The organism is Streptomyces sp. NPDC045022 (assembly GCF_056432605.1).
Genome location: NZ_JBWKIR010000002.1, coordinates 186,000 through 208,064 on the forward strand (window position 1 = coordinate 186,000; position 22,065 = coordinate 208,064).

Annotated in this window: 21 protein-coding genes and 1 pseudogene; 18 read left to right on the forward strand and 4 right to left on the reverse strand. The window is 72.2% G+C overall.

Annotation, left to right across the window (positions count from 1 at the left end; all coding sequences use genetic code 11):
* Positions 1 to 3: 3 nt before the first annotated feature.
* Entirely contained in the window at positions 4 to 660 is a 657-nt protein-coding gene (locus tag AC07C1_RS04170; protein ID WP_478936784.1) for a ThuA domain-containing protein, read from the reverse strand.
* Positions 661 to 745: 85 nt separating this feature from the next.
* Here AC07C1_RS04170 and AC07C1_RS04175 point away from each other — a divergent pair, with 85 nt between their 5' ends.
* The 3 genes and pseudogenes from AC07C1_RS04175 (at position 746) to AC07C1_RS04185 (ending at position 2,767) form a co-directional block, all read left to right on the forward strand.
* Entirely contained in the window at positions 746 to 1,378 is a 633-nt protein-coding gene (locus AC07C1_RS04175; protein WP_478936785.1) for a VOC family protein, read from the forward strand.
* Between the two features lie 149 nt (positions 1,379 to 1,527).
* A pseudogene (locus AC07C1_RS04180) lies at positions 1,528 to 2,175 on the forward strand (DUF817 family protein); the annotation flags it as partial.
* Between the two features lie 187 nt (positions 2,176 to 2,362).
* Positions 2,363 to 2,767, forward strand: coding sequence for a VOC family protein (locus AC07C1_RS04185; RefSeq protein WP_478936786.1), 405 nt, complete (start codon positions 2,363 to 2,365; stop codon positions 2,765 to 2,767).
* On the opposite strand, the gene AC07C1_RS04190 is transcribed toward AC07C1_RS04185, so the two are convergent.
* On the reverse strand, positions 2,747 to 3,436 hold the full coding sequence (locus AC07C1_RS04190; protein WP_478937224.1) for a helix-turn-helix domain-containing protein: 690 nt from the start codon (positions 3,434 to 3,436) through the stop codon (positions 2,747 to 2,749). The two genes, AC07C1_RS04185 and AC07C1_RS04190, sit on opposite strands and share 21 nt — an antisense overlap.
* A 656-nt stretch (positions 3,437 to 4,092) precedes the next feature.
* Positions 4,093 to 5,043 (reverse strand): AraC family transcriptional regulator, encoded by a 951-nt coding sequence (locus AC07C1_RS04195; RefSeq protein WP_478936787.1) that lies wholly within the window; start codon positions 5,041 to 5,043, stop codon positions 4,093 to 4,095.
* A 103-nt stretch (positions 5,044 to 5,146) separates the two neighbouring features.
* Here AC07C1_RS04195 and AC07C1_RS04200 point away from each other — a divergent pair, with 103 nt between their 5' ends.
* Positions 5,147 to 6,031, forward strand: a complete 885-nt coding sequence (locus AC07C1_RS04200) for a Rossmann-fold NAD(P)-binding domain-containing protein (protein ID WP_478936788.1) — start codon at positions 5,147 to 5,149, stop codon at positions 6,029 to 6,031.
* 331 nt (positions 6,032 to 6,362) lie between these two features.
* Here the strand turns inward: AC07C1_RS04200 and AC07C1_RS04205 are convergent, their stop codons facing one another.
* Positions 6,363 to 7,529 carry a YihY/virulence factor BrkB family protein gene (locus tag AC07C1_RS04205; RefSeq protein WP_478936789.1) on the reverse strand — a complete coding sequence of 389 codons (1,167 nt, stop codon included), beginning with the start codon at positions 7,527 to 7,529 and terminating at the stop codon, positions 6,363 to 6,365.
* A 131-nt stretch (positions 7,530 to 7,660) separates the two neighbouring features.
* Here AC07C1_RS04205 and AC07C1_RS04210 point away from each other — a divergent pair, with 131 nt between their 5' ends.
* The 14 genes from AC07C1_RS04210 to AC07C1_RS04275 all read left to right on the forward strand — a co-directional run bounded on the left by AC07C1_RS04210 (position 7,661) and on the right by AC07C1_RS04275 (position 22,063).
* Positions 7,661 to 9,298, forward strand: a complete 1,638-nt coding sequence (locus AC07C1_RS04210; protein WP_478936790.1) for an acyl-CoA dehydrogenase family protein — start codon at positions 7,661 to 7,663, stop codon at positions 9,296 to 9,298.
* A 488-nt stretch (positions 9,299 to 9,786) separates the two neighbouring features.
* Complete coding sequence (locus AC07C1_RS04215; protein ID WP_478936792.1) at positions 9,787 to 11,079, forward strand: GAF domain-containing protein; 1,293 nt, start codon at positions 9,787 to 9,789, stop codon at positions 11,077 to 11,079.
* A 158-nt stretch (positions 11,080 to 11,237) separates the two neighbouring features.
* The gene (locus tag AC07C1_RS04220) at positions 11,238 to 12,572 is read left to right on the forward strand and encodes a hypothetical protein (RefSeq protein ID WP_478936793.1); all 1,335 of its coding nucleotides are present in this window, start codon (positions 11,238 to 11,240) and stop codon (positions 12,570 to 12,572) included.
* 141 nt (positions 12,573 to 12,713) lie between these two features.
* The gene (locus AC07C1_RS04225; protein WP_478936794.1) at positions 12,714 to 13,286 is read left to right on the forward strand and encodes a GNAT family N-acetyltransferase; all 573 of its coding nucleotides are present in this window, start codon (positions 12,714 to 12,716) and stop codon (positions 13,284 to 13,286) included.
* Positions 13,287 to 13,413: 127 nt separating this feature from the next.
* Positions 13,414 to 13,497 (forward strand): putative leader peptide, encoded by an 84-nt coding sequence (locus AC07C1_RS04230; RefSeq protein WP_309486338.1) that lies wholly within the window; start codon positions 13,414 to 13,416, stop codon positions 13,495 to 13,497.
* A gap of 123 nt (positions 13,498 to 13,620) precedes the next feature.
* Positions 13,621 to 15,318, forward strand: a complete 1,698-nt coding sequence (locus tag AC07C1_RS04235; protein WP_478936795.1) for a nitrite/sulfite reductase — start codon at positions 13,621 to 13,623, stop codon at positions 15,316 to 15,318.
* On the forward strand, positions 15,315 to 15,494 hold the full coding sequence (locus tag AC07C1_RS04240; RefSeq protein WP_478936796.1) for a hypothetical protein: 180 nt from the start codon (positions 15,315 to 15,317) through the stop codon (positions 15,492 to 15,494). The genes AC07C1_RS04235 and AC07C1_RS04240 overlap by 4 nt, the downstream gene beginning before the upstream one ends.
* The gene (locus AC07C1_RS04245) at positions 15,491 to 16,201 is read left to right on the forward strand and encodes a phosphoadenylyl-sulfate reductase (RefSeq protein WP_478936797.1); all 711 of its coding nucleotides are present in this window, start codon (positions 15,491 to 15,493) and stop codon (positions 16,199 to 16,201) included. Before AC07C1_RS04240 ends, AC07C1_RS04245 begins: the two co-directional genes overlap by 4 nt.
* Positions 16,198 to 16,764 carry an adenylyl-sulfate kinase gene (cysC, locus tag AC07C1_RS04250; protein WP_478936798.1) on the forward strand — a complete coding sequence of 189 codons (567 nt, stop codon included), beginning with the start codon at positions 16,198 to 16,200 and terminating at the stop codon, positions 16,762 to 16,764. The genes AC07C1_RS04245 and cysC overlap by 4 nt, the downstream gene beginning before the upstream one ends.
* A complete protein-coding gene (gene cysD / locus AC07C1_RS04255) occupies positions 16,761 to 17,696 on the forward strand; it encodes a sulfate adenylyltransferase subunit CysD (RefSeq protein ID WP_478936799.1) in 936 nt (311 codons plus the stop codon). Before cysC ends, cysD begins: the two co-directional genes overlap by 4 nt.
* A 2-nt stretch (positions 17,697 to 17,698) precedes the next feature.
* A complete protein-coding gene (locus tag AC07C1_RS04260; protein WP_478936800.1) occupies positions 17,699 to 19,033 on the forward strand; it encodes a sulfate adenylyltransferase subunit 1 in 1,335 nt (444 codons plus the stop codon).
* Positions 19,034 to 19,268: 235 nt separating this feature from the next.
* Complete coding sequence (locus AC07C1_RS04265) at positions 19,269 to 20,372, forward strand: aliphatic sulfonate ABC transporter substrate-binding protein (protein WP_478936802.1); 1,104 nt, start codon at positions 19,269 to 19,271, stop codon at positions 20,370 to 20,372.
* A 34-nt stretch (positions 20,373 to 20,406) separates the two neighbouring features.
* Positions 20,407 to 21,186, forward strand: a complete 780-nt coding sequence (locus AC07C1_RS04270) for an ABC transporter ATP-binding protein (protein WP_478936803.1) — start codon at positions 20,407 to 20,409, stop codon at positions 21,184 to 21,186.
* A complete protein-coding gene (locus tag AC07C1_RS04275; RefSeq protein ID WP_478936804.1) occupies positions 21,173 to 22,063 on the forward strand; it encodes an ABC transporter permease in 891 nt (296 codons plus the stop codon). Before AC07C1_RS04270 ends, AC07C1_RS04275 begins: the two co-directional genes overlap by 14 nt.
* Positions 22,064 to 22,065 lie beyond the last annotated feature (2 nt).

Consider the following 22,065-nt stretch of genomic DNA (forward strand, 5'->3'; position numbering starts at 1 on the left):
ACGTCACTCGGCGAGCCGTCCCACCCGTGCGAGGCCGCCGTCGAGATGCGCCAGGAAGTCCGGGTCGCGGTAGGTCCCGGCGGCGTGCCCGAGGGCCGTGTAGACCATGCGTCCGCCGGCCGGACCCTGCTCGCGGCACCAGGCCAGCGGGTGGTCGGCGCCCATCCCGCCACCGTCGTACGACGCCTCGTCGGCGCGCAGCAGCACCCGGGGCCGGCCGCGGGGGCTCGCGTCGAAGTCGTACCACTCGTCGGTGACGTCCCAGACGGGCGGCGGACGGCGGGTCGCGGGGTGGCCGGGGTCCTCGACGACGGCCCGGCCCGGCTGGTACGGGGGATGCCGTACGAAGCGGGCGCCGAGGAGTTCGCCGTAGTACGGCCAGCCGTACTCGGTGCAGGCGGCCGCGTGGACCCCGGCGAAGCCGCCGCTCGCGCCGACGTACTCGGCGAGCCGCCTGCGGCCGGCCGGGGTCAGCACGTCTCCGCTGGTGGAGAGGAAGACGACGGCCGCCCAGCCGTCCGGCGGCCGTTCGAGGTCCGCGGGGTCCTCGGTGTGCTCGACGGCGAACCGGCCGAGCGCGCGGACGGCGGCGACGGCGTCCGGGATGGAGTCGTGGCGGTAGCCGGCGGTGCGGGTGCACAGGAGGAGCCGCGCGACCATGCGGCGACCCTATCCGGACGGGCGCCGCGCCCCGGGCCTGCCGAACCGGCTTGCCGCGCGGGGAGGATGACCGTAGCCTCCCGCGATGAACGCCGTCCCCCCGCTCCTGGACCATCTCGTCCTCGCCACGCCCGATCTGGACGCGACCGTCGCGGAGTTCGCGCGGCGGACCGGGGTGACGCCCGCTCCCGGCGGAGTCCACCTCGGGCTGGGCACGCGCAACCACCTGGTGGGGCTGGGCGGCCGGAGCTATCTGGAGATCCTCGGCCCCGATCCGGAGCAGGCCGAGCCCGCCGGTCCGCGGCCGTTCGGGGTCGACCGGCTGACCGGGCCGCGCACGCTGACCTGGGCGATCAGTCCGCCCGACCTGGACGCGGCGATCGCCGCGGCCCGCGCGCGGGGTTACGACCCGGGCCCCGCGCAACCGATGAGCCGCCGCACCCCGGACGGCACCGTGCTGCGGTGGCGGCTGACCGACGGCGGCCGCGCACACCCCTCCGGCGTTGTCCCGTTCCTCATCGACTGGGGCGGGTCCCCGCACCCGGCCGCCTCGGGTCTGCCCGTCACCCCGCTGCTGGAGGTGAGGGCCACACTGCCCGATCCGGAGGACGTGCGCGGCCCGCTGACGGCCCTCGGCACCGGGCTGTCGCTCGCGGCAGGGCCGGCCGCACTCTCCTTCACCGTGGACACGCCGAACGGGCCGGTCACCTTCGGCTGAGTCCGGGAGGAGCCGGGCCCGGGAACGGGCCGCGCCCCCGACGCCGACCGGCCATTTGAACACGTTCAACTACACCTCTAGGATCGGGGCCGTCGACGACGCGCGAAGGAGGGGCCATGCGTCGCATGAGGACAGGTCTGTGCCACGGCATGGGGCAGCTGGGGCGGTTCGGGGTGGTCCAGGCCCGGTGCTGCGCCTTCGCCGTGGCGCTGCTCGCGGGCATCGCCGCCTCCCGGCTGCTGCCCCATCTACCGGTGGCGCGTTACGACCTGGTGCTGGCCTACGGCGTGCTGCTCACTCTCGTCGCCCGCAAGCTGGGCTGGGAGACCCGGCGGGACACCGCCGTGATCGCCGTGTGCCACGTGCTGGGGCTGCTGTTCGAGCTGATCAAGGTGCGCATGGGCTCGTGGAGTTATCCGGAGGACGCGCTCACCAAGATAGCCGGGGTGCCGCTGTACGGGGGCTTCATGTACGCGGCGGTCGCCAGTTACGTCTGCCGGGCCAGACGGCTGATGCGGCTGCGCTTCACCCGTTACCGTGCGGCCGCCACGACCCTGGTGGCCGCCGCCGTCTACGTCAACTTCTTCACCCACCACTGGATGCCCGACCTGCGCTGGCCGCTCGCGCTGGCCATGGCCGCCGCGACCGCCGGCACCTGGGTCGGCTTCAGTGTCGGCGCCCACCGCTACCGCATGCCACTGGCCGCCTCCTTCGTGCTGATCGGGTTCTTTGTGTGGGTCGCCGAGAACGCCGCCACCTACGCCGGCGCCTGGAGCTATCCGCAGCAGCTCGGCGGCTGGCAGCCGGTGCCGCTCACCAAGTTCGGCGCCTGGTCCCTGCTGATCAGTGTGACGTTCGTGCTCGTCGAACACCTCGGCTCCGCCGGGCCGGGCCACGGCGCCGGCCGTCCGGACCGGGCCGGTAGCGCCCCGGGTGTCCGATTCCTTCAAGACCGGCTGACCGGTCCCTGCCTACGGTGGCCACATGACCACACGATTCACCGTGATCGGCGTGGTGGCCTCGGATCTCGCCGCCTCGCTCGCCTTCTACCGTCGCCTCGGCCTGGCCTTCCCCGCCGGCGCCGAGGAACAACCGCACGTCGAGGCCGAGTTGCCCGGCGGGCTGGTCCTCGCGCTGGACACCGAGGAGACCATCCGCTCCTTCCACTCCGGGTGGCGGCCGCCCGTGGGCGGAGGCCGGGTCTCGCTCGCCTTCCGGTGCGACTCCCCGGCCGAGGTGGACGCCCTGTACGAGGACCTGGTGGGCGCCGGACACCATGGGGAGCTGAAGCCGTGGGACGCCTTCTGGGGGCAGCGGTACGCCACCGTGCACGACCCCGACGGCAACGGCATCGACCTGTTCGCGCCGCTACCCGCCCCCGCCGAGTAGCTCCCCGAGCGGCCTGCCCGCCAGCTCGCGCACCTCACGCGCGAGATGCGGCTGGTCCGCGTATCCGGCACGGATCGCCGTCTCGGCGTACGGCACACCGGAACGGGCCAGCGTCAGCGCGCGTCGCAGACGCAGGATCCGGGCGAGGGTCTTGGGCCCGTAGCCGAAGGCGCTCTGGCAGCGGCGGTGCAACTGCCGTGCGCCGGCCCCGAGTTCGGCGGCCGTCGCGGACACCGGGCGGCCCTCGTCCAGGCACTCCACCAGCCGGTGCAGCAGCGGATCGGGAGCCGCCGCCCATACGGCCCGGTCCAGGGCGATGTCCTCCAGGGCCGTGGCCGCGTCGGGCGCCGCCTCGACACGGTCCCGCAGGCGCCGGACCCGGGCGGCGGGCCAGAGGTCCGCCAACTCCACCCGGCGATCGCGCACTTCGTGCGCCGGTACGCCGAGCAGGGCGGGCGCGGTGCCGGGGAAGAAACGGATGCCTGCCCAGGAGCGCGCCGGGCCCTCGGGGACATGGGGCCGGGTGTCCGGGCCCGCGACCAGCAGCCGGCCCTCGCTCCACAGCAGGTCCATGCAGCCGTCGGGCAGCACGGGCCGGGCACCGGTCCCGGTCGGCGTGTTCGTCCACACGACCGCCCCGGTCAACCGCGACACCCGCTCCTCGTACACAACCGCCAGCCTAGATCGCCGCCGGTGCCGGTGCGCCTCGCACGACCGGCTCACGCCCCGGACCAGCAGGTCCACGCCGTCGATCCCGCGGTGCCGCACCGCACCGGACAGCACACGCAGGGCCGGCGGTGCGCTGCTCAGCAGCAGCGCCGGCCCCTGGCCGGCACCGAGTGCTCGGGCCGCGTAGTAGACGACGAGGGGTGGGACGATGTCGACGGCGAGCGAGAGCAGTGGGCCGTACCCCGGGCCGCGCGGCCTCGCGGCCGGGCCCGGCCGCCGTTCACGTGCCGTTGCGTCGCTTGCCTCAGTTGCCTCAGTTGCCTCCGTTGCGTCTGTCGTAGCCGTCGCGGCTGTCGCGGCCGTCATGTCCTCCATGTCCTCCGCCTCCTCGCTCGGTGCCGGGCACGGACCGGGCGGCGCGCCGAAGGGATGCGCCCGGCTGTCGTGTCGCAGCCGGACGGCTCCGGCCTGTGGGAAAACGCTAGGCGCGGGGCGGGGTCCGGCGGATCGGAGCAGGGGTGGAGAGCGGGGTGGAAAGCGGGTGGAATCACCGCGCCGGGTTCTCCACCGGTGCACCGCACCCCCGGGTGGAGTCGGCCGGCCACAGGCCCCTGCCACCCACCCGGCCCTCCCCCGGGGAGCACTGGACGGTGCCGTCAGGTCCGGCGGCCGGCGCTTCCCGCTCGGTGTTCCTGTGGGCTCACGCCGTACACACGTTTGAAGGCCGTGGAGAGGGCGAACGCGCTGCCGTAGCCGACCTGGCGGGCGAGGGCGTCGAGGGTGAGGTCGGAGTCGCGCAGGCGGTCGGCGGCGAGGGCGAGCCGCCAGCCGGTCAGGTAGGTCATCGGGGGCTCACCCACGAGGTCGGTGAAGCGGCGGGCGAGGGCCGCACGGGACACGCCGGCCTTGGCGGCGAGCGCCGCGACCGTCCACGGGTGCCCCGGAACGTCCTGCAGCAGGCGCAGCGCGCGGCCCACGACGGGGTCGGCCAGGGCCCGGTACCACGCGGGCGCCGCCGCCTCCGGGCGGGAGAACCAGGCGCGCAGGGCACTGATCAGGAGAAGGTCCAGGAGGCGGTCCAGGACCACCTCCTGGCCGGGCTCGTCGCGGACGATCTCCTCCATCAGCAACGGCGTCAGCGGGCTGGGCCACAGCTCGGCGGGGAGGGTCAGCAGGGGCGGCAGGGCCTCGAGCAGGCGGCCGCTGATCTCGCCGCGCATCAGGTAGGTGCCGATCAGCATCACCGTGCCCGCGTCGGGGCGGTCACCCCAGGTGCGCACGCCGAGATCCATGGAGCCGTTCAGGGAGCTGCCGTCGGGGTAGCGGCACTCGCCGCCGGGCAGGATCAGCGCCTGCGGGGCGGTGTCCGGGGTGTCGGCGCAGGTGTACGGCTCCGGGCCGCGCGCGATCGCCAGGTCGCCCGGCCCCAGCCGCACCGGTCCGTCGCCGGCGTCCGGGGTGATCCAGCAGCTGCCGCGTGCCATGAGCATCACCGTCAGCGGAGCCTCGTCGTGCACACGCACGGCCCACGGCGGGTCGAAACACGCCCGGATCATGAAGGCGCCACGCGCGCGTGGACCGTCCAGCAGGCCTGCGAGTGCGTCCATGGGGGCAGCGTAGACGCGCCCCCGGGGCAGCGTGGACGCACGCTTATGCGGTCGAGTCGCTCGGCGATGTTCCCGTGGCCCCCGGGGCAGTTGACTGGCGGCCATGACGCAGAACGTGCAGGACACGCGGAACGTGCAGAAGACGCAGGGCACAGAGGTGTCGACGGTGGTGGTGACCGGCGCGTCCGGTCGTACGGGGAGCCGGGTCGCGGTGGCCGCGCGGGCGGCCGGACTGACGGTACGCGCCGCCACGCGCGCGGTGGGCTTCGACTGGCGGGACAGGTCGACATGGGCAGGGGTGCTGCGCGGCGCCGACGCGGCCTACCTGGTGTACCCCTCCGACGTGGGCGCGCCGGACGCGGCGGAGGCGGTCGGGCTCCTCGCCCGCGAGGCGGTGGCGCTCGGGGTGCGGCGGCTGGTGCTGCTGTCGGCCCGCGGCGAGGAGCAGGCCCGGCCGACGGAGGAGGCGCTCGCGGAGTCGGGGGCGGAGTGGACGGTCGTACGGGCCGCGTGGTTCGCCCAGAACTTCAGCGAGGGCCCACTGGCCGAGGAACTGCGGGAGAGCGGGGAGCTGGTCTTCCCGGGAGGCGCGGTGCAGGAGCCGTTCGTCGACCTGCGGGACGTCGCGGACGTGGTGACGGCCGTGCTCACCGCGGACGGACGGTACGGAGACCGGTACGCGGCGCGGACGCTGGAGGTGTCCGGACCGCGGCTGCTGAGTTTCGGGCAGGCGGTCGCGGAGATAGCGGCGGCGACGGGGCGTGAGCTGTCGTACGGGGCGGTGGCGGCCCGGGACTACGGGGAGCGGCTGGCCGGGTTCGGGGTGCCGCCGGAGGAGGCCGAGTACCTGGTCGAGCTGTTCGCGTCCCTGTTGGACGGGCGGAACGCCCACCTCTCGGACGGCGTGCGGCAGGTGCTCGGCCGTGCGCCGCGGGACTTCGGGGACTTCGCCCGGGAGGCCGCGGCGGCCGGGACGTGGAAGAGCTGACGGACGCCCGCACAGCCCAGGCCCCCGCCGCCCGCTCCGGCCAGGCGTCCCGCCGCCCGCGCCTGTCACGGCACGCCACCCGCCTCGGCCAGGCCTTCCGCCACCCGCCCCTGTCACGGCACGCCACCCGCCCCGGTCAGGCGTCCCGCCACCCGGCCCTGTCACGGTCGCGCTACCCACCCCTGTCACGGTCGCGGCGCCCAAACGTGCTCCCGGCATCGGGACGCGGCACCGGTGCCGCGTCCCGATGGCCGGCCACTTCTCCACGTGCCCGGTCACCACGAGCCCGATCACCCCACTACGAGCCCGGCCACCCCTCCAGACCCCCGGGTCACTTCTCCGGGTGTGCCGTATCGCCGGTGCCGGTGCCGTTGGGCCTGTGGGAGTGGTGCGGGTTCTTCGCGTGGGTGCGCAGGCGGGCCGTCACGTCCTCCGGGGGCAGGAAGCGGGACCAGCGCTCGGGGAACTCGGAGGGCATGTCGGGGTCGTCGGGGTCGGTCTCGCGGGCGGCCGCGGCACGGGCGACGTACTCGGCGACCTGCGCCTCGCGCATCCGCTCGTTCGCCTCGCGGGCGGCGGCCGTGGCGGCGGCGGGCCAGACCCGGTCGATCGCCGCGTTCACCGCCGCGCCGACGAGCACGGCGAAGGCGGACACACCGATCCACAGCAGGACGGCGACGGCGGCGGCGAGGGAGCCGTAGATGGTGGCGCCCTCGATGGTGCTGGTGAGGTAGATGCGCAGCAGGAAGCTGCCGAGCACCCACATGGCGAGGGCCACCAGGGCGCCGAGGACGTCCTCGATCCAGGGGGAGCGGACCGGCACCGACACGTGGTACAGGGTCGTCAGGAAGGCGATGGACAGGACGATCACGACCGGCCAGTACAGGACCTGGACGACCGTCTCCGACCAGGGCACGATCCGCACCACCGCGTCCGGCCCCGCCACCATCAGCGGCAGCGCGACGGAGCCGATCAGCAGCCCCCCGATGAACAGCAGGAAGGCCATCATGCGGGTCTTGACGATGCCCCGGACGCCGTCGAGGCCGTACATCACGGTGATGGTGTCGATGAAGACGTTCACCGCGCGCGAGCCCGACCACAGGGCGAACAGGAAGCCTATGGAGATGACGTCGGGCCGGCCGCCCTTCATCACGTCGTGCAGGATCGGCTGGGCGATCTCCTTCACGCCCTTGTCGGACAGCACCGTGCGCGAGGCCTCGAGGAGGTTGCTCTCCAGGCTGTGGATGGTGTCGGCGCCGGTCCAGTCGTCGACGTAGCCGAGGAGACCGATGAGGCTCAGCAGCAGTGGCGGCACGGACAGCAGCGTGAAGAACGCCGCCTCGGCCGCCAGGCCCAGGATGCGGTACTCCATGCAGGAGTTGACGGTGTCCTTGAGCAACAGCCAGGCGGTCCTGCGCTTGGAGACGTTCCGGTAGAGGGCTCTGGCCCGGTGGAGACGACCGGCGGGCCGCTCGGGGGGTTCACTTGCTGGCTGCACGTCCTAACGGTATCCGCCGCACCGGGCCGCCCTCACCTTTCGGGGCCGGTCACCGGTTCCACTCATCAGGATTCCCGCGCTGTGCCACTCTGGAGGCCATCACCGCCGCCGTCCCGGGTAGGTTCGCAATCATGGCAGGCACCTCCACGCACACCGTGACGAACCAGCCGCCCCCGCTGGTCGGGTACGACGTCTTCACGGCCGACCGGGGCCTCGTCGAGGCGGTCGAGCGGTACACCGGCCCGGGCATGCTCGACGAGGTGCGCGCCGAGCTGTCCGCACTCGGCCGGGCCGCCGGCTCCACCCAGCTGCAGGAGTGGGCGGTGCAGGCGAACGAGCACCCGCCCCGGCTGCGCGCCCACGACCGCTACGGCCACCGGATCGACGAGGTCGACTTCCACCCGGCCTGGCACCGGCTGCTCGGCAAGGGCGTCTCGGCGGGCCTCACCGGCGCCTGGATCCGGCCGGCCGGGCATGTGCGCCGGGCGGCCGGCTTCCTGGTCTGGACCCAGGTCGAGGCGGGCAACTGCTGCCCGCTGTCGATGACGCACGCGGCCGTGCCCGCGCTGCGCGCCGACCCCGAGCTGGCCGCCGAGTGGGAGCCGCGCCTGACGTCCACGGTGTACGACCGGCAGCTGCGGCCCGCCGGACAGAAGCCCGGGGCGATCTTCGGTATGGGCATGACCGAGAAGCAGGGCGGCAGCGATGTCCGCGCGAACACCACCGAGGCACGGCCGCTCGCCGAGGCGGACACGTATGTGCTGACCGGGCACAAGTGGTTCTGCTCGGCGCCGATGTCGGACGCCTTCCTGGTGCTCGCGCAGGCTCCGGGCGGGCTCACCTGCTTCCTGGTGCCGCGGGTGCTGGCGGACGGCACCCGCAACGTCTTCCGCGTCCAGCGGCTGAAGGACAAGCTGGGCAACCGGTCCAACGCCTCCGCCGAGGTCGAGTTCGACGGCACCTGGGCGCGCAGGGTCGGCGAGGAGGGGTGCGGGGTGCGGACCATCATCGGGATGGTCGCCGCGACCCGGCTGGACTGCGCGCTCGGCGCGGCGGGCCTGATGCGGCAGGCGGTGGCGCAGGCGATCCACCACAGCAGCTACCGCGAGGCGTTCGGCGGCAAGCTGGTCGACAAGCCGCTGATGCGCAACGTGCTCGCCGATCTCGCGCTGGAGTCCGAGGCCGCGACCGCGCTCGCGCTGCGGCTCGCCGCCGCTTATGACGACGGCGGTGAGCAGGAACGTGCCTTCCTGCGGCTGGCGGTGCCGACCGCGAAGTACTGGATCACCAAGCGGTGTGCGCCGGTGGCCGTCGAGGCCGCCGAGTGCCTGGGCGGCAACGGGTACGTCGAGGAGTCGGGCCTGCCCCGGCTGGTGCGCGAGTCGCCGCTGAACTCCATCTGGGAGGGCGCCGGGAACGTCCAGGCGCTGGACGTGCTCAGGGCGCTGCGGCGCGAGCCGGGGGCGCTGGACGCCTGCCTCACCGAGATAGGGCGGGCGCACGGCGCCGACCACCGCCTGGACCGGGCGGTGAAGGACCTGTTCACCGAACTCGCCGACCTGGACGGCATGGAGGGACGGGCGCGGCGGCTGGTGGAGCGGCTGGCGCTGGTGTTGCAGGGCTCCCTGCTGGTGCGGCACGCACCGCCGGAGGTCGCCGACGCGTTCTGCGCCTCCCGGCTGGGTGGCGACCACGGCGCGTCGTTCGGGACCCTGCCGGCGGGCCTGGACCTGGCAACGGTGGTGGACCGGGCCCGGCCGGTGTCCTGAGGCGGTTCAGCCCCGGCGGTTCTTCGGCCGAGGGGGGAAATCCTCACCCCCGGGGTGCGGGAACCGCGCGCCGGGATCCGTGAAGCGCGGGGACGCGCGCCGGGATCCGTGAGGCGCGGGGAACCGCGTACCGGGGAACAAGTTACCGGCACACGCACACCCATTCGGGCCGCGACCCTGTCGCGCCCGGCCCGCCCCGGCGGGAGTGGTGCTGCGCCGACACGGCACCACCCCCGCCTCCTGGGCCCGTTGGAGGCCGCGGACACCGCCCGCGGGCGGCATCACGGTCAAGTCTCAGCCACCCGGCGGCGGTCCACCAGGGTTGCAGGGGGTTGCAACTTGTCGGCGCACGTGCGCGGAGTGTGTGCCTCCGGCCTGCCCGGGACGGCAGTATGAGACACACAGCCGGACCGGAAACCGCCGCCCGGACGGCTTGACAAGTGTGTTCGATGCCCTTTTCCGGGAGGACCCCAGTGGTGAACCCGCCGATGAGCATGGCGCGGCTGGCCGCCGTGGACGCGGCGCAGGCGGCGCGGCTGCTGAGCGAGGTGCGTGAGGCCACACTCGCCGGACAACGTGCGCCGATCGCGCCCCGGCCGGTGATCGAGCAGTCCTGGGGCCGGATGCTGCGCAGCGGGGTCGACCCCGACCACGACTTCAGATCGGTCCTGCTGTCCTGCGACGAAGTACGGCGCCGGCGTGAGGAGTCACCACTGCGGCATGTTCTGCCGGTGCTGCGCGAGGGGCTGCTTTCGGTCGCGGACGTCGCCCAGCACATCATGGTCGTCGCGGACGCCGACGGGCGCGTGTTGTGGCGGGAGGGGTCGCGGCCGGTGCTGCGCAAGGCCGACGGTCTCGGTTTTCAGCTCGGCGCGGATTGGCGGGAAGACGTCGTCGGTACCAACGGGGTGGGCACCCCGGCGGTCGTACGGCGGCCCGTGCAGGTCTTCGCCGGCGAGCACTTCGTGCGTTCGCAGACCTCCTGGACCTGTACCGGCGCCCCGATCACCGACCCCAGTGACGGGAAGCTGATCGGTGTGGTGGACGTCAGCGGCCCGCTGCGGACGATGCATCCGGCGACCCTGGCGTGGGTGGACTCGGTGGCCAAACTGGCCGAGGCGCGGCTGCGGGAGCTGCATCTGGCCTCGCTGGAGCGGCTGCGGGCGGTGGCGGCGCCCGTGCTGGCCCGGCTGGACGGGCGAGCGCTGGTGGTGGACCGGGACGGCTGGGTCGCGGCGGTGAGCGGGATGCCGTACGTGCGGCGGGTCGGACTGCCCAACTCGCTGAAGCCGGGCCGTCGGTGGCTGCCGGCGCTCGGCTCGTGCGCGGTGGAGCCGCTGGCCGGGGGCTGGCTGCTGCGGGCCGAGGACGAACCGCTCGCCACCGCCGCCACCCGGATCGTCCTGGACCTCGCCCGGCCGGGCCGCTGCGCGCTGACGGTCGAGGTCTCGGCGGGTTCGTGGTCCCAGGAACTCAGTCCGCGGCACGCCGAGTTGCTGTTCCTGCTCACCGAACACCGGTCCGGGCGTGGTGCGGCGAGCCTCGCGGAGGACCTGTTCGGTGATCCGTCCAGGACAGTGACCGTACGGGCGGAGATGTCCCGAATCAGGCGGTATCTTGGGGAACTTCTGCAACACCGGCCCTATCGTTTCCGCGAGGAAGCGGAGGTCGAGGTGCTGCTCCCCGGCGACCCCCGTGACCTGCTGCCCCGGTCGACGGCACCCGCGGTGGCACGCAGGCGGACGGCGGCCCCGGGGGGCGATCGACCCACCCGCCCGTGAGAGCCGGACCGCGGTTCCATCAGCGTGTCTTCCGTATATTTGCGGGGTCTTCGCCCCGGACGGCCCGTTGCTGCCGTAGCATCCCCTCTGGGCCTCCCCACCTGCTCCTCGGTCAACGTACGGACCATCAGGCGCAGTTGGCCCGCTCGGGAGGAGACATGAAGCATCGTGGCAGACACCGCCGGCGCAGACGGGGTGCGGCCCTGCGCGCGGTCCTCACCGGGACCGCGCTGGCGCTCACCGCGGCCGCCACTCTGATCAGCGTGTCGCAGGCCGGCGTGACCGACGGCCCGGGCGCGCTCAGGCCGCTCTCCTCACCGGCGGACACCGGCCCGCTCCGGCTCCAGGAGCACCTGGTCCCGGCCCGCACCCTGAACCGGCTGTCCACCGCGATGGGTGGTCCGGTCGGCGTGGACGCCGTACTCGGGAGCACCGACCGGGACATGCGCGAGGGCGACGGCTGCTCCGCCGACGACCGCGCCTCCCTGCCCGTCGCCCCGGTTGCCACCCGCGCCTACTGCTGGGACCCGGCCGACGCCGCGTCCGCCGCCTGGCGGCCGGCTTCGGTGACCACCTCCGGTGACGCCGACGACGACGGTGCCTGGGGCAGGCACCGGGTCGTCCTCACCGGCTGGACCCACAGCACCACCACCGGCCGCCCCGCCGAGCGCGGCCTCGCCCGGGTCGCCTTCGTCGACGCCGACGACCCCGGCCGCCTCGCCTACCGCTGGGTGCTGCTGGTCGTACCGGTCCAGGGCGGCCGGGACTACCGGGGCCTGGCCTCCGGCATCTCCGGCATGGTCTGGTACCAGAACAAACTGCTGGTCACCACGTCCACCGGGAGTGCCGACGCGCTCTACGTCTACGACCTCGACCGCATCCAGCGCACCACGAACGACGGGCCCGCGATCGGCCGGGTGCCCGGCGGCTGGTCGGCCGACGGCTACCGGTATGTGATGCCCGCGGTCGGCTCGTACCGCTTCACCTCCGGCCGCTGTACGGCCTCCGGGCCGCCCTGTCCCGGCGCGCTCGCCCTGGACCGCGGCACGGCACCCGACAGCCTGGTCGCCGCGGAGTGGACCGCCCCCGGCAGCGACCGGAAGGCCCGGCTGTGGCGGTACGCGTTCAGCACGGACCCGGCGCGCGGCGGGCTGCTCGCCACGGACCCCGCCGGACGGGCGGACGCCGTGGAGGCCTACCGGACCCGGGCGGCCGGGATCCGGGGGGTGCTGTCGTACCGGCAGGCCGGCGCGGATGAACCGTCCTGGTATGTGGGACAGCTGCCCGACTCACGGGACGGACACGGTGGCCTGTGGCGGCAGGACAGCGAGGGGGCGCGGGCCGCCCACTGCGGCGCGGACGCCTCGCGCCGCTGCTGGGCGCAGGCAGCGGGCTCCCTCTCCTACCGGCGGGAGACCGGGGAGGTGTGGTCGCTGTCGGACCGGATGCTCTTCTCCCTGCCCCTGGCCGCACTGGACCGGTCCCTGGGGTGAGTCCCGCGCGGCCGCCCTCCGGTGCGGCCTCTCGGCCGGCTCGCTCCGTGCCTCCCTTCCGGCCAGGCGGCGCCTACCTGCGGTGACCGGCGTGACCTGGTCGATCGACAGAGCGGCCGACGGGATGATTCCCTGGCCCGCATGAGCAGCGTCCCCGTCACCACCTGGTCCCTGGAGCAGACGTCACCGGCCGACCTCCTGCCCGCCGCCGCCCCCGAGGGTGACGTCCGGATTGTCCGCGCCGAGGCCCCCTCGCCCGAGTTCAGCCGCTTCCTGTACGCCTCGGTCGGCGGCGACATCCGGTGGACCGACCGGCTCGGCTGGACCTACGCCCAGTGGCAGGCGTACGTGGACCGGCCCGGTGTGGAGACGTGGGTGGCCTACGACCGGGGCACCCCGGCCGGCTATGTCGAGCTGGACGCGCAGGACGAGGGCGTGGTGGAGATCGCCTACTTCGGCCTGCTCCCCGCCTTCCGGGGCCGGCGCATCGGTGGCCACCTGCTGTCGTACGGCACGGCCCGCGCCTGGGACCTGGCCGAGCGGTGGCCGGGGCGGACGCCGACCAAGCGGGTGTGGCTGCACACCTGCAGCAAGGACGGCGAGTACGCGATGGACAACTACCAGCGGCGCGGCTTCAAGCTGTTCGACACCACGGTGGAGCTGGAGCCCGAGGTGGCGGCGCCGGGTCCGTGGCCCGGCGCATACCCCGCCTGAACCACCGGGACAAGCCTTCCCGCGGCGCATGTGAGCGACACCACCCGTGTCCCACATTTCGGGACACGGGTGTCCGCATCCTGGATGAAGCTGGACTCTGTCCAGATCGCCATGACACGCTTCCGCCATGTCTGGAACTGGAATTGCCTTGGTGAGTCGGCGGCACGTCGACCTCGGCCGCATGTCCAGCGCCATCTGTCCGGCGAGCTGACGCACCAGCACCGCCGACTTCCCCGTACCTGATGCCACTTGCGCAATGCCGCGCCGGCATGCCCGCGTGCGCGCGTGTGCGCAGGTCAGAGCCGCTTTCCGCCTGTCCCGAAGGACGTAGACCATGGCCGCCAACCCACAGAACCCCGCCGCCTCCGCGCCCCGCCGCAAGGTGAGCCGTCACCGCGGCGAGGGTCAGTGGGCCGTGGGTCACTTCACCCCGCTCAACGGCAACGAGCAGTTCAAGAAGGACGATGACGGTCTCAATGTGCGGACACGCATTGAGACGATCTACTCGAAGCGCGGTTTCGATTCGATCGACCCCAACGACCTGCGCGGCCGGATGCGCTGGTGGGGGCTGTACACCCAGCGCCGTCCCGGGATCGACGGCGGCAAGACCGCCATCCTGGAGCCGGAGGAGCTGGACGACACCTACTTCATGCTGCGGGTGCGGATCGACGGCGGTGCGCTCACGACGCGGCAGCTGCGGGTGATCGGCGAGATCTCGCAGGAGTTCGCGCGCGGCACCGCGGACATCACCGACCGGCAGAACGTCCAGTACCACTGGATCCGGATCGAGGACGTGCCCGAGATCTGGGACCGGCTGGAGAGCGTGGGCCTGTCCACGGTCACCGCGTGCGGTGACACCCCGCGTGTGATGATCGGCTCGCCGGTCGCCGGCATCGCCGAGGACGAGATCATCGACGCCACGCCGGCGCTGGAGGAGATGAAGCGCCGCGTCCTGAACAACCCGGCGTACTCGAACCTCCCCCGGAAGTTCAAGACGGCCATCTCGGGTTCGCCGCTGCTGGACGTCGTGCACGAGATCAACGACGTCGCGTTCGTCGGCGTCCGGCACCCCGAGCACGGACCCGGCTTCGACGTGTGGGTCGGCGGCGGCCTGTCCACCAATCCCAAGCTCGGCGTGCGGCTCGGCGCCTGGGTGCCGATCGACGAGGTCCCGGACGTCTACGAGGGCGTCATCTCGATCTTCCGTGATTACGGCTACCGCCGGCTGCGCAACCGGGCCCGCCTGAAGTTCCTCGTCGCCGACTGGGGCCCGGAGAAGTTCCGGCAGGTGCTGGAGGACGAGTACCTCAAGCGCGAGCTGGTCGACGGGCCCGCCCCCGAGCAGCCGGTCCAGCAGTGGCGCGACCACATCGGTGTGCACCGGCAGAACGACGGCCGGTTCTACGTCGGGTTCGCCCCGCGGGTCGGCCGGGTCGACGGCGCCACGCTGACGAAGATCGCCGACCTCGCGGAGTCGCACGGTTCGGGCCGGGTCCGCACCACCGTCGAGCAGAAGATGATCGTCCTGGATGTCGAGGAGGGGCAGGTCGACTCGCTGGTCGAGGGCCTGGAGGCGCTGGACCTCACCGCCCGCCCGTCCTCCTTCCGGCGCGGCACCATGGCCTGCACCGGCATCGAGTTCTGCAAGCTGGCCATCGTGGAGACCAAGCAGCGCGGTTCGCAGCTGATCGACGAGCTGGAGCGCAGGCTGCCGGACTTCGATCAGCCGATCACCATCAACCTCAACGGCTGCCCGAACGCCTGCGCCCGCATCCAGGTCGCGGACATCGGTCTCAAGGGCCAGCTGGTCGTCGACGACCGGGGCGAGCAGGTCGAGGGCTACCAGGTGCACCTCGGCGGCGCCCTCGGCCTGGAGCCGGGCTTCGGCCGCAAGGTCCGCGGTCTGAAGGTCACTTCGGATGAGCTGCCCGACTACATCGAGCGCGTCCTGAAGCGGTACCAGGCCGAACGCGAGGACGGCGAGCGGTTCGCCACCTGGGCCGCCCGGGCTTCCGAGGAGGCCCTGTCGTGAGCGAGCGTGCCGCACCCTTCTACTGCCCCTACTGCGGTGACGAGGACCTGCGTCCGCACGAGCAGGGCCACGGCGCCTGGGAATGCGGGGCGTGCAACCGCGCATTCCAGCTGAAGTTCCTCGGGCTGCTCGCCCGGGGTCTGCAGCGAGCCGACGGAGGCGACGACCGGATATGACGACTACTCAGGAAGAGCGCGCGACCGAGGAGCTGAAGGCGCTCGCCGAGCAGGCGGGCCGCGACCTGGAGGACGCCTCCGCCCTGGAGATCCTCCGGTGGGCGGTGGACACCTTCGGCGAGAAGTTCTGCGTCACCTCCTCCATGGAGGACGCCGTGGTCGCCCATCTCGCCTCCCGCGTACGCAAGGGCGTCGACGTGGTCTTCCTCGACACCGGCTACCACTTCCCGGAGACCATCGGCACCCGGGACGCCGTCGAGGCCGTGATGGACGTCAACGTCATCACCCTCACGCCGAAGCAGACGGTCGCCGAGCAGGACGCCCAGTACGGGCCGAAGCTGCACGACCGTGACCCGGACCTGTGCTGCAAGCTGCGCAAGGTCCAGCCCCTGGAAGAGGGCCTGAAGGGCTACCGGGCCTGGGCGACGGGGCTGCGCCGGGACGAGTCCCCGACCCGGGCGAACACCCCGGTCGTCGGCTGGGACGAGAAGCGGCAGAAGGTCAAGGTCTCCCCCATCGCCCGCTGGACCCAGGACGACGTGGACGCGTACGTCGCCGAACACGGCGTGCTCACCAACCCGTTGCTGATGGACGGCTACCCCTCCATCGGCTGCGCCCCGTGCACCCGCAGGGTCCTGGAGGGCGAGGACGCGCGCGCCGGCCGCTGGGCGGGCCGCGCCAAGACCGAGTGCGGGCTGCACGGATGACGAACGATCAGACTCAGGAGAACCACGTGACGACCGGAGCCACCGTCTGGCTCACGGGTCTGCCGAGCGCCGGCAAGACCACCATCGCGTACGAGCTGGCCGGCCGGCTGCGTGCCGACGGCCACCGGGTCGAGGTGCTCGACGGCGACGAGATCCGCGAGTTCATCTCGGCGGGCCTCGGCTTTTCCCGCGAGGACCGGCACACCAACGTGCAGCGCATCGGCTTCGTCGCCGAACTGCTCGCCCGTAACGGCGTCAAGGCGCTGGTGCCGGTGATCGCGCCGTACACGGACAGCCGGGACGCGGTGCGCAAGCGGCACGAGGAGAACGGGACGCCGTACCTGGAGATCCACGTGGCGACCCCGGTCGAGGTGTGCAGCGAACGCGATGTGAAGGGTCTGTACGCCAAGCAGGCCGCGGGCGAGCTGTCCGGGCTCACCGGGGTCGACGACCCGTACGAGGAGCCGGAGACGCCCGATCTGCGGATCGAGTCGCAGCACCAGACGGTTCGGGAGTCCGCCGCGTCCGTGCACGCACTGCTGAGCGAGAGGGGACTGGCATGACCACGACCGCCAAGGTCGAGGACGGCACGGAGAGCCCGTACGCGCTCTCGCACCTGGACGCGCTGGAGTCCGAGGCGGTGCACATCTTCCGCGAGGTGGCGGGCGAGTTCGAGAACCCGGTGATCCTGTTCTCCGGCGGCAAGGACTCCATCCTCATGCTGCACCTCGCGCTGAAGGCGTTCGCCCCGGCCGCGGTGCCCTTCTCGCTGCTCCATGTGGACACGGGACACAACTTCCCCGAGGTGCTGGAGTACCGGGACCGCGTGGTCGCCACACATGGACTGCGCCTCCATGTGGCCTCCGTACAGGACTACATCGACCGCGGTGTGCTCAAGGAGCGTCCCGACGGCACCCGGAATCCGCTGCAGACGCTTCCGCTGACGCAGAAGATCCAGAGCGAGAAGTTCGACGCCGTGTTCGGCGGCGGCCGCCGCGACGAGGAGAAGGCCCGCGCCAAGGAACGCGTCTTCTCCCTGCGCGACGAGTTCTCCCAGTGGGACCCGCGCCGCCAGCGCCCCGAGCTGTGGAACCTGTACAACGGCCGCCACGCGCCCGGCGAGCACGTCCGCGTCTTCCCGCTGTCCAACTGGACGGAGCTGGACGTCTGGCAGTACATCGACCGTGAGGGCATCGAGCTGCCGCAGATCTACTTCGCGCACGAGCGCGACGTGTTCCAGCGCGGCGGCATGTGGCTGACGGCGGGTGAGTGGGGCGGTCCGAAGGACGGCGAGACCGTCGAGAGGCGTCTCGTCCGCTACCGGACCGTCGGTGACATGTCCTGCACGGGTGCCGTCGACTCCGACGCGACCACGCTGGACGCCGTGATCGCCGAGATCGCCGCCTCCCGGCTCACCGAGCGCGGCGCCACCCGCGCCGACGACAAGCTCTCCGAGGCCGCGATGGAAGACCGCAAGCGCGAGGGGTACTTCTAAGCATGAGCACGACCACGACCGAGGCGCTCTCGGCCACCACTCTGCTGCGGTTCGCCACCGCCGGCTCCGTCGACGACGGCAAGTCCACACTCGTCGGGCGGCTGCTGCACGACTCCAAGTCGGTCCTCACCGACCAGCTGGAGGCCGTGGAGCGCGTCTCCGCGAGCCGGGGCCAGGAGGGCCCGGACCTCGCGCTGCTCACCGACGGCCTGCGCGCCGAGCGGGAGCAGGGCATCACCATCGACGTGGCCTACCGCTACTTCGCCACGCCCCGCCGCCGGTTCATCCTGGCCGACACGCCCGGACACGTGCAGTACACCCGCAACATGGTGACGGGCGCGTCCACGGCCGAGCTGACGGTGATCCTGGTCGACGCCCGCAACGGCGTGGTGGAGCAGACGCGCCGGCACGCGGCCATCGCCGCCCTGCTGCGCGTCCCGCACGCCGTCCTCGCCGTCAACAAGATGGACCTCGTCGGGTACGAGGAGGAGGTCTTCGCCGCGATCGCCGAGGAGTTCACGGCGTACGCGACCGACCTGGGCGTTCCCGAGGTCACCGCGATCCCGATCTCGGCGCTCGCCGGTGACAACGTGGTGGAGCCGTCCGCGAACATGGACTGGTACGGCGGCCCGACCGTGCTGGAGCACCTGGAGACCGTGCCGGTCAGCCACGACCTGGCACACTGCCACGCCCGGCTGCCCGTGCAGTACGTGATCCGGCCGCAGACCGCCGAGCACCCGGACTACCGGGGCTACGCGGGCCAGATCGCGGCCGGCACCTTCCGGGTCGGCGAGGAGGTCACGGTCCTGCCGTCCGGGCGGACCACGAGGATCTCCGGCATCGACCTGCTCGGTGAGCCGGTCGACGTGGCGTGGACGACGCAGTCCGTGACGGTCCTGCTGGAGGACGACATCGACGTCTCGCGCGGCGACCTGATCGTGCCGACGAAGGACGCGCCGGCCACCACGCAGGACGTGGAGGCGACCGTCTGCCACGTCGCCGACGCCCCGCTCACCGTCGGCCACCGGGTGCTGCTCAAGCACGGCACCCGCACGGTCAAGGCGATCGTCAGGGACATCCCGTCCCGGCTCACGCTCGACGACCTGTCCCTGCACCCGCACCCGGGACAGCTCGTCGCCAACGACATCGGCCGCGTGAAGATCCGTACCGCCGAGCCGCTGCCGGCCGACGCCTACGCCGACTCGCGCCGCACGGGCTCCTTCATCCTGATCGATCCGAACGACGGCACCACGCTCACCGCGGGCATGGTCGGCGAGTCGTTCGCGTCCCCCGAACCGGTCAACAACGCCTCCGACGACGACGGTTGGGACTTCTGATCATGAACTCCACCGACTTCTACTCGACGTTCGCGAAGGAGGGCGGCCGTGTCGGCAGCGGCGCCCTCGGCAGCGGGCAGGGCGGAGTGGCGCGATGTGTGCGCTGACGTACGCGCACCGCTTGCGCGCCCCGTCCCCCCACCCGACGTCCCGGCAGCGACGAAGACCCTTTGCCGAATTCCCGGCCACGACCTGAGAGACCGTGACCGCCGGGCCTCCGAGAGGAACACCTCCCGTGCCTGCAACAAAAGCCTTCCGCCGCACCCTCGCGGTCATAGCCGCGCTCCCTCTTCTCACTCTCGCCGCATGCGGCTACGGGTCCGATTCCAAGGACGACAGCACCGCGAAGGTGGCCGCCGGCGCCAAGAAGATCGACGGGCTCGGCTCCGTCAAGATCGGCTACTTCGGCAACCTGACCCACGCCACCGCCCTGGTGGGCAAGCAGAAGGGCTTCTTCCAGAAGGAGCTGGGCGCCACCGAGGCCGAATACCAGGTGTTCAACGCCGGTCCGTCCGAGATCGAGGCGCTCAACTCGGGCTCCATCGACATCGGCTGGATCGGCCCGTCCCCGGCCATCAACGGCTACACCAAGTCCGACGGCAAGAGCCTGCGCATCATCGGCGGTTCGGCTTCGGGCGGTGTGAAGCTGGTCGTCGACCCGAAGAAGATCAAGTCCTTGAAGGACGTCAAGGGCAAGAAGATCGCCACGCCGCAGCTGGGCAACACGCAGGACGTGGCGTTCCTCAACTGGGCCGCCGAGCAGGGCTGGAAGGTCGACGCGCAGAGCGGCAAGGGTGATGTGTCGGTCGTGCGCACCGACAACAAGGTGACTCCGGACGCGTTCAAGTCCGGTTCCATCGACGGCGCCTGGGTGCCCGAGCCGACCGCGTCGAAGCTGGTCGCCGAGGGCGGCAAGGTGCTGCTGGACGAGGCATCGCTGTGGCCGGACAAGAAGTTCGTGATCACGAACATCATCGTGCGGCAGGCCTTCCTCAAGGAGCACCCGAAGGCGGTGGAGGCCGTCCTGAAGGCCTCGGCCGAGGCCAACAAGTGGATCAACGCCAACCCGGACGAGGCGAAGGCCGCCGCGAACAAGCAGCTGGAGTCGGACTCCGGCAAGGCGCTGCCGGCCGGCGTCCTGGACCCGGCGTGGAAGTCCATCCAGTTCATCGACGACCCGCTGGCCGCCACCCTCAACACCGAGGCGCAGCACGCGGTCAAGGCCGGCCTGCTGGACAAGCCGAAGCTGGAGGGCATCTATGACCTCACCCTCCTGAACAAGGTCCGCAAGGCCCAGGGCGAGGCCGCCGTCGACGACGCCGGCCTCGGCGTCAAGTAACCCGTAGCCGATGAGTTCCCAGGAGGTGACGACCATGTCCACGACTCTGGCCAAGGCCGCCGAGTCCGTCGAGCACGCGGCGCGCATCGAGCACGTCTCGAAGTCGTTCGCGGGACCGGGCGGCCAGCAACTGGTGCTGGACGACATCAGTCTCGATGTCGCGCCGGGTGAGTTCGTCACCCTCCTGGGGGCTTCGGGCTGCGGCAAGTCCACGCTGCTGAACCTGGTGGCGGGTCTCGACCAGCCCTCGGCGGGCAGCATCACGACCGACGGGCGTCCGGCTCTGATGTTCCAGGAGCACGCCCTGTTCCCCTGGCTGACCGCGGGCAAGAACATCGAACTCGCCCTGAGGCTGCGGGGGGTCGCGAAGGGCGAGCGGCGCGGCAGGGCCGAGGAACTGCTCGAACTCGTCCGGCTGCAGGGCTCGTACGGCAAGCGGGTGCACGAGCTGTCCGGCGGTATGCGCCAGCGCGTGGCCCTGGCCCGCGCGCTCGCGCAGGACAGCCAGCTGCTGCTGATGGACGAGCCGTTCGCGGCGCTGGACGCGATCACCCGCGACCTGCTGCACGACGAACTGACCCGCATCTGGGCGGAGACGGGCCTGTCCGTCCTGTTCGTCACGCACAACGTGCGTGAGGCGGTGCGGCTCGCGCAGCGGGTCGTACTGCTGTCCTCCCGCCCCGGCCGGATCGCCCGGGAGTGGCAGGTGGACATCCCCCAGCCGCGGCGCATCGAGGACGCGCCGGTCGCCGAACTGTCCCTCGAGATCACCGAAGTCCTGCGTGGGGAGATCCGCCGTCATGGCCAGCACTGACACGACGAAGGCCGTCCTGCGGGACGCCGCGAGCGTCGAGGCCGGACTGGACGCCCTGGAGACCGGTGTCGTCGGCCGGACGCCGTTCCGGCAGACGTTCCGCAACAAGATCCTGCCCCCGGTCGTCGCCACCGTGCTGGTCCTGCTGCTGTGGCAGGCGCTGATCTCGTTCAAGATCGTCGACGATCCGACCAAGCTGCCGTCGCCCGCCGATGTGGGGAACGAGTTCAAGGACGCCTGGCTGGAAGGCAAGCTGCTCGGCTACATCTGGACCAGCGTCTCGCGCGGTCTGCTGGGCTTCCTGTTCGCGCTGGCCATCGGCACCCCGCTGGGTCTGCTGGTGGCCCGGGTGAGGTTCGTGCGCGCCGCCATCGGCCCGGTGCTGTCCGGTCTGCAGTCGCTGCCGTCGGTGGCGTGGGTGCCGCCGGCGGTGATCTGGCTGGGCCTGGACAACAAGATGATGTACGCGGTGATCCTGCTCGGCGCGGTCCCGTCCATCGCCAACGGCCTGGTCTCCGGCATCGACCAGGTGCCGCCGCTGTTCCTGCGGGCGGGCCGCACGATGGGCGCGTCGGGGCTCAAAGGCGCCTGGCACATCATCCTGCCGGCCGCGCTGCCGGGCTATCTCGCGGGCCTGAAGCAGGGCTGGGCCTTCTCCTGGCGCTCACTGATGGCGGCGGAGATCATCGCTTCCTCCCCCGACCTGGGCGTCGGCCTGGGCGCGCTGCTGGAGTACGGCCGCAACGCCAGTTCCATGTCCATGGTGTTCGAGGCGATCTTCCTGATCCTGTTCGTCGGTATCGCCATCGACCTGCTGATCTTCAGCCCCCTGGAACGGCGGGTGCTGCGCAGCCGCGGCCTGCTGGTGAAGAGCTGACG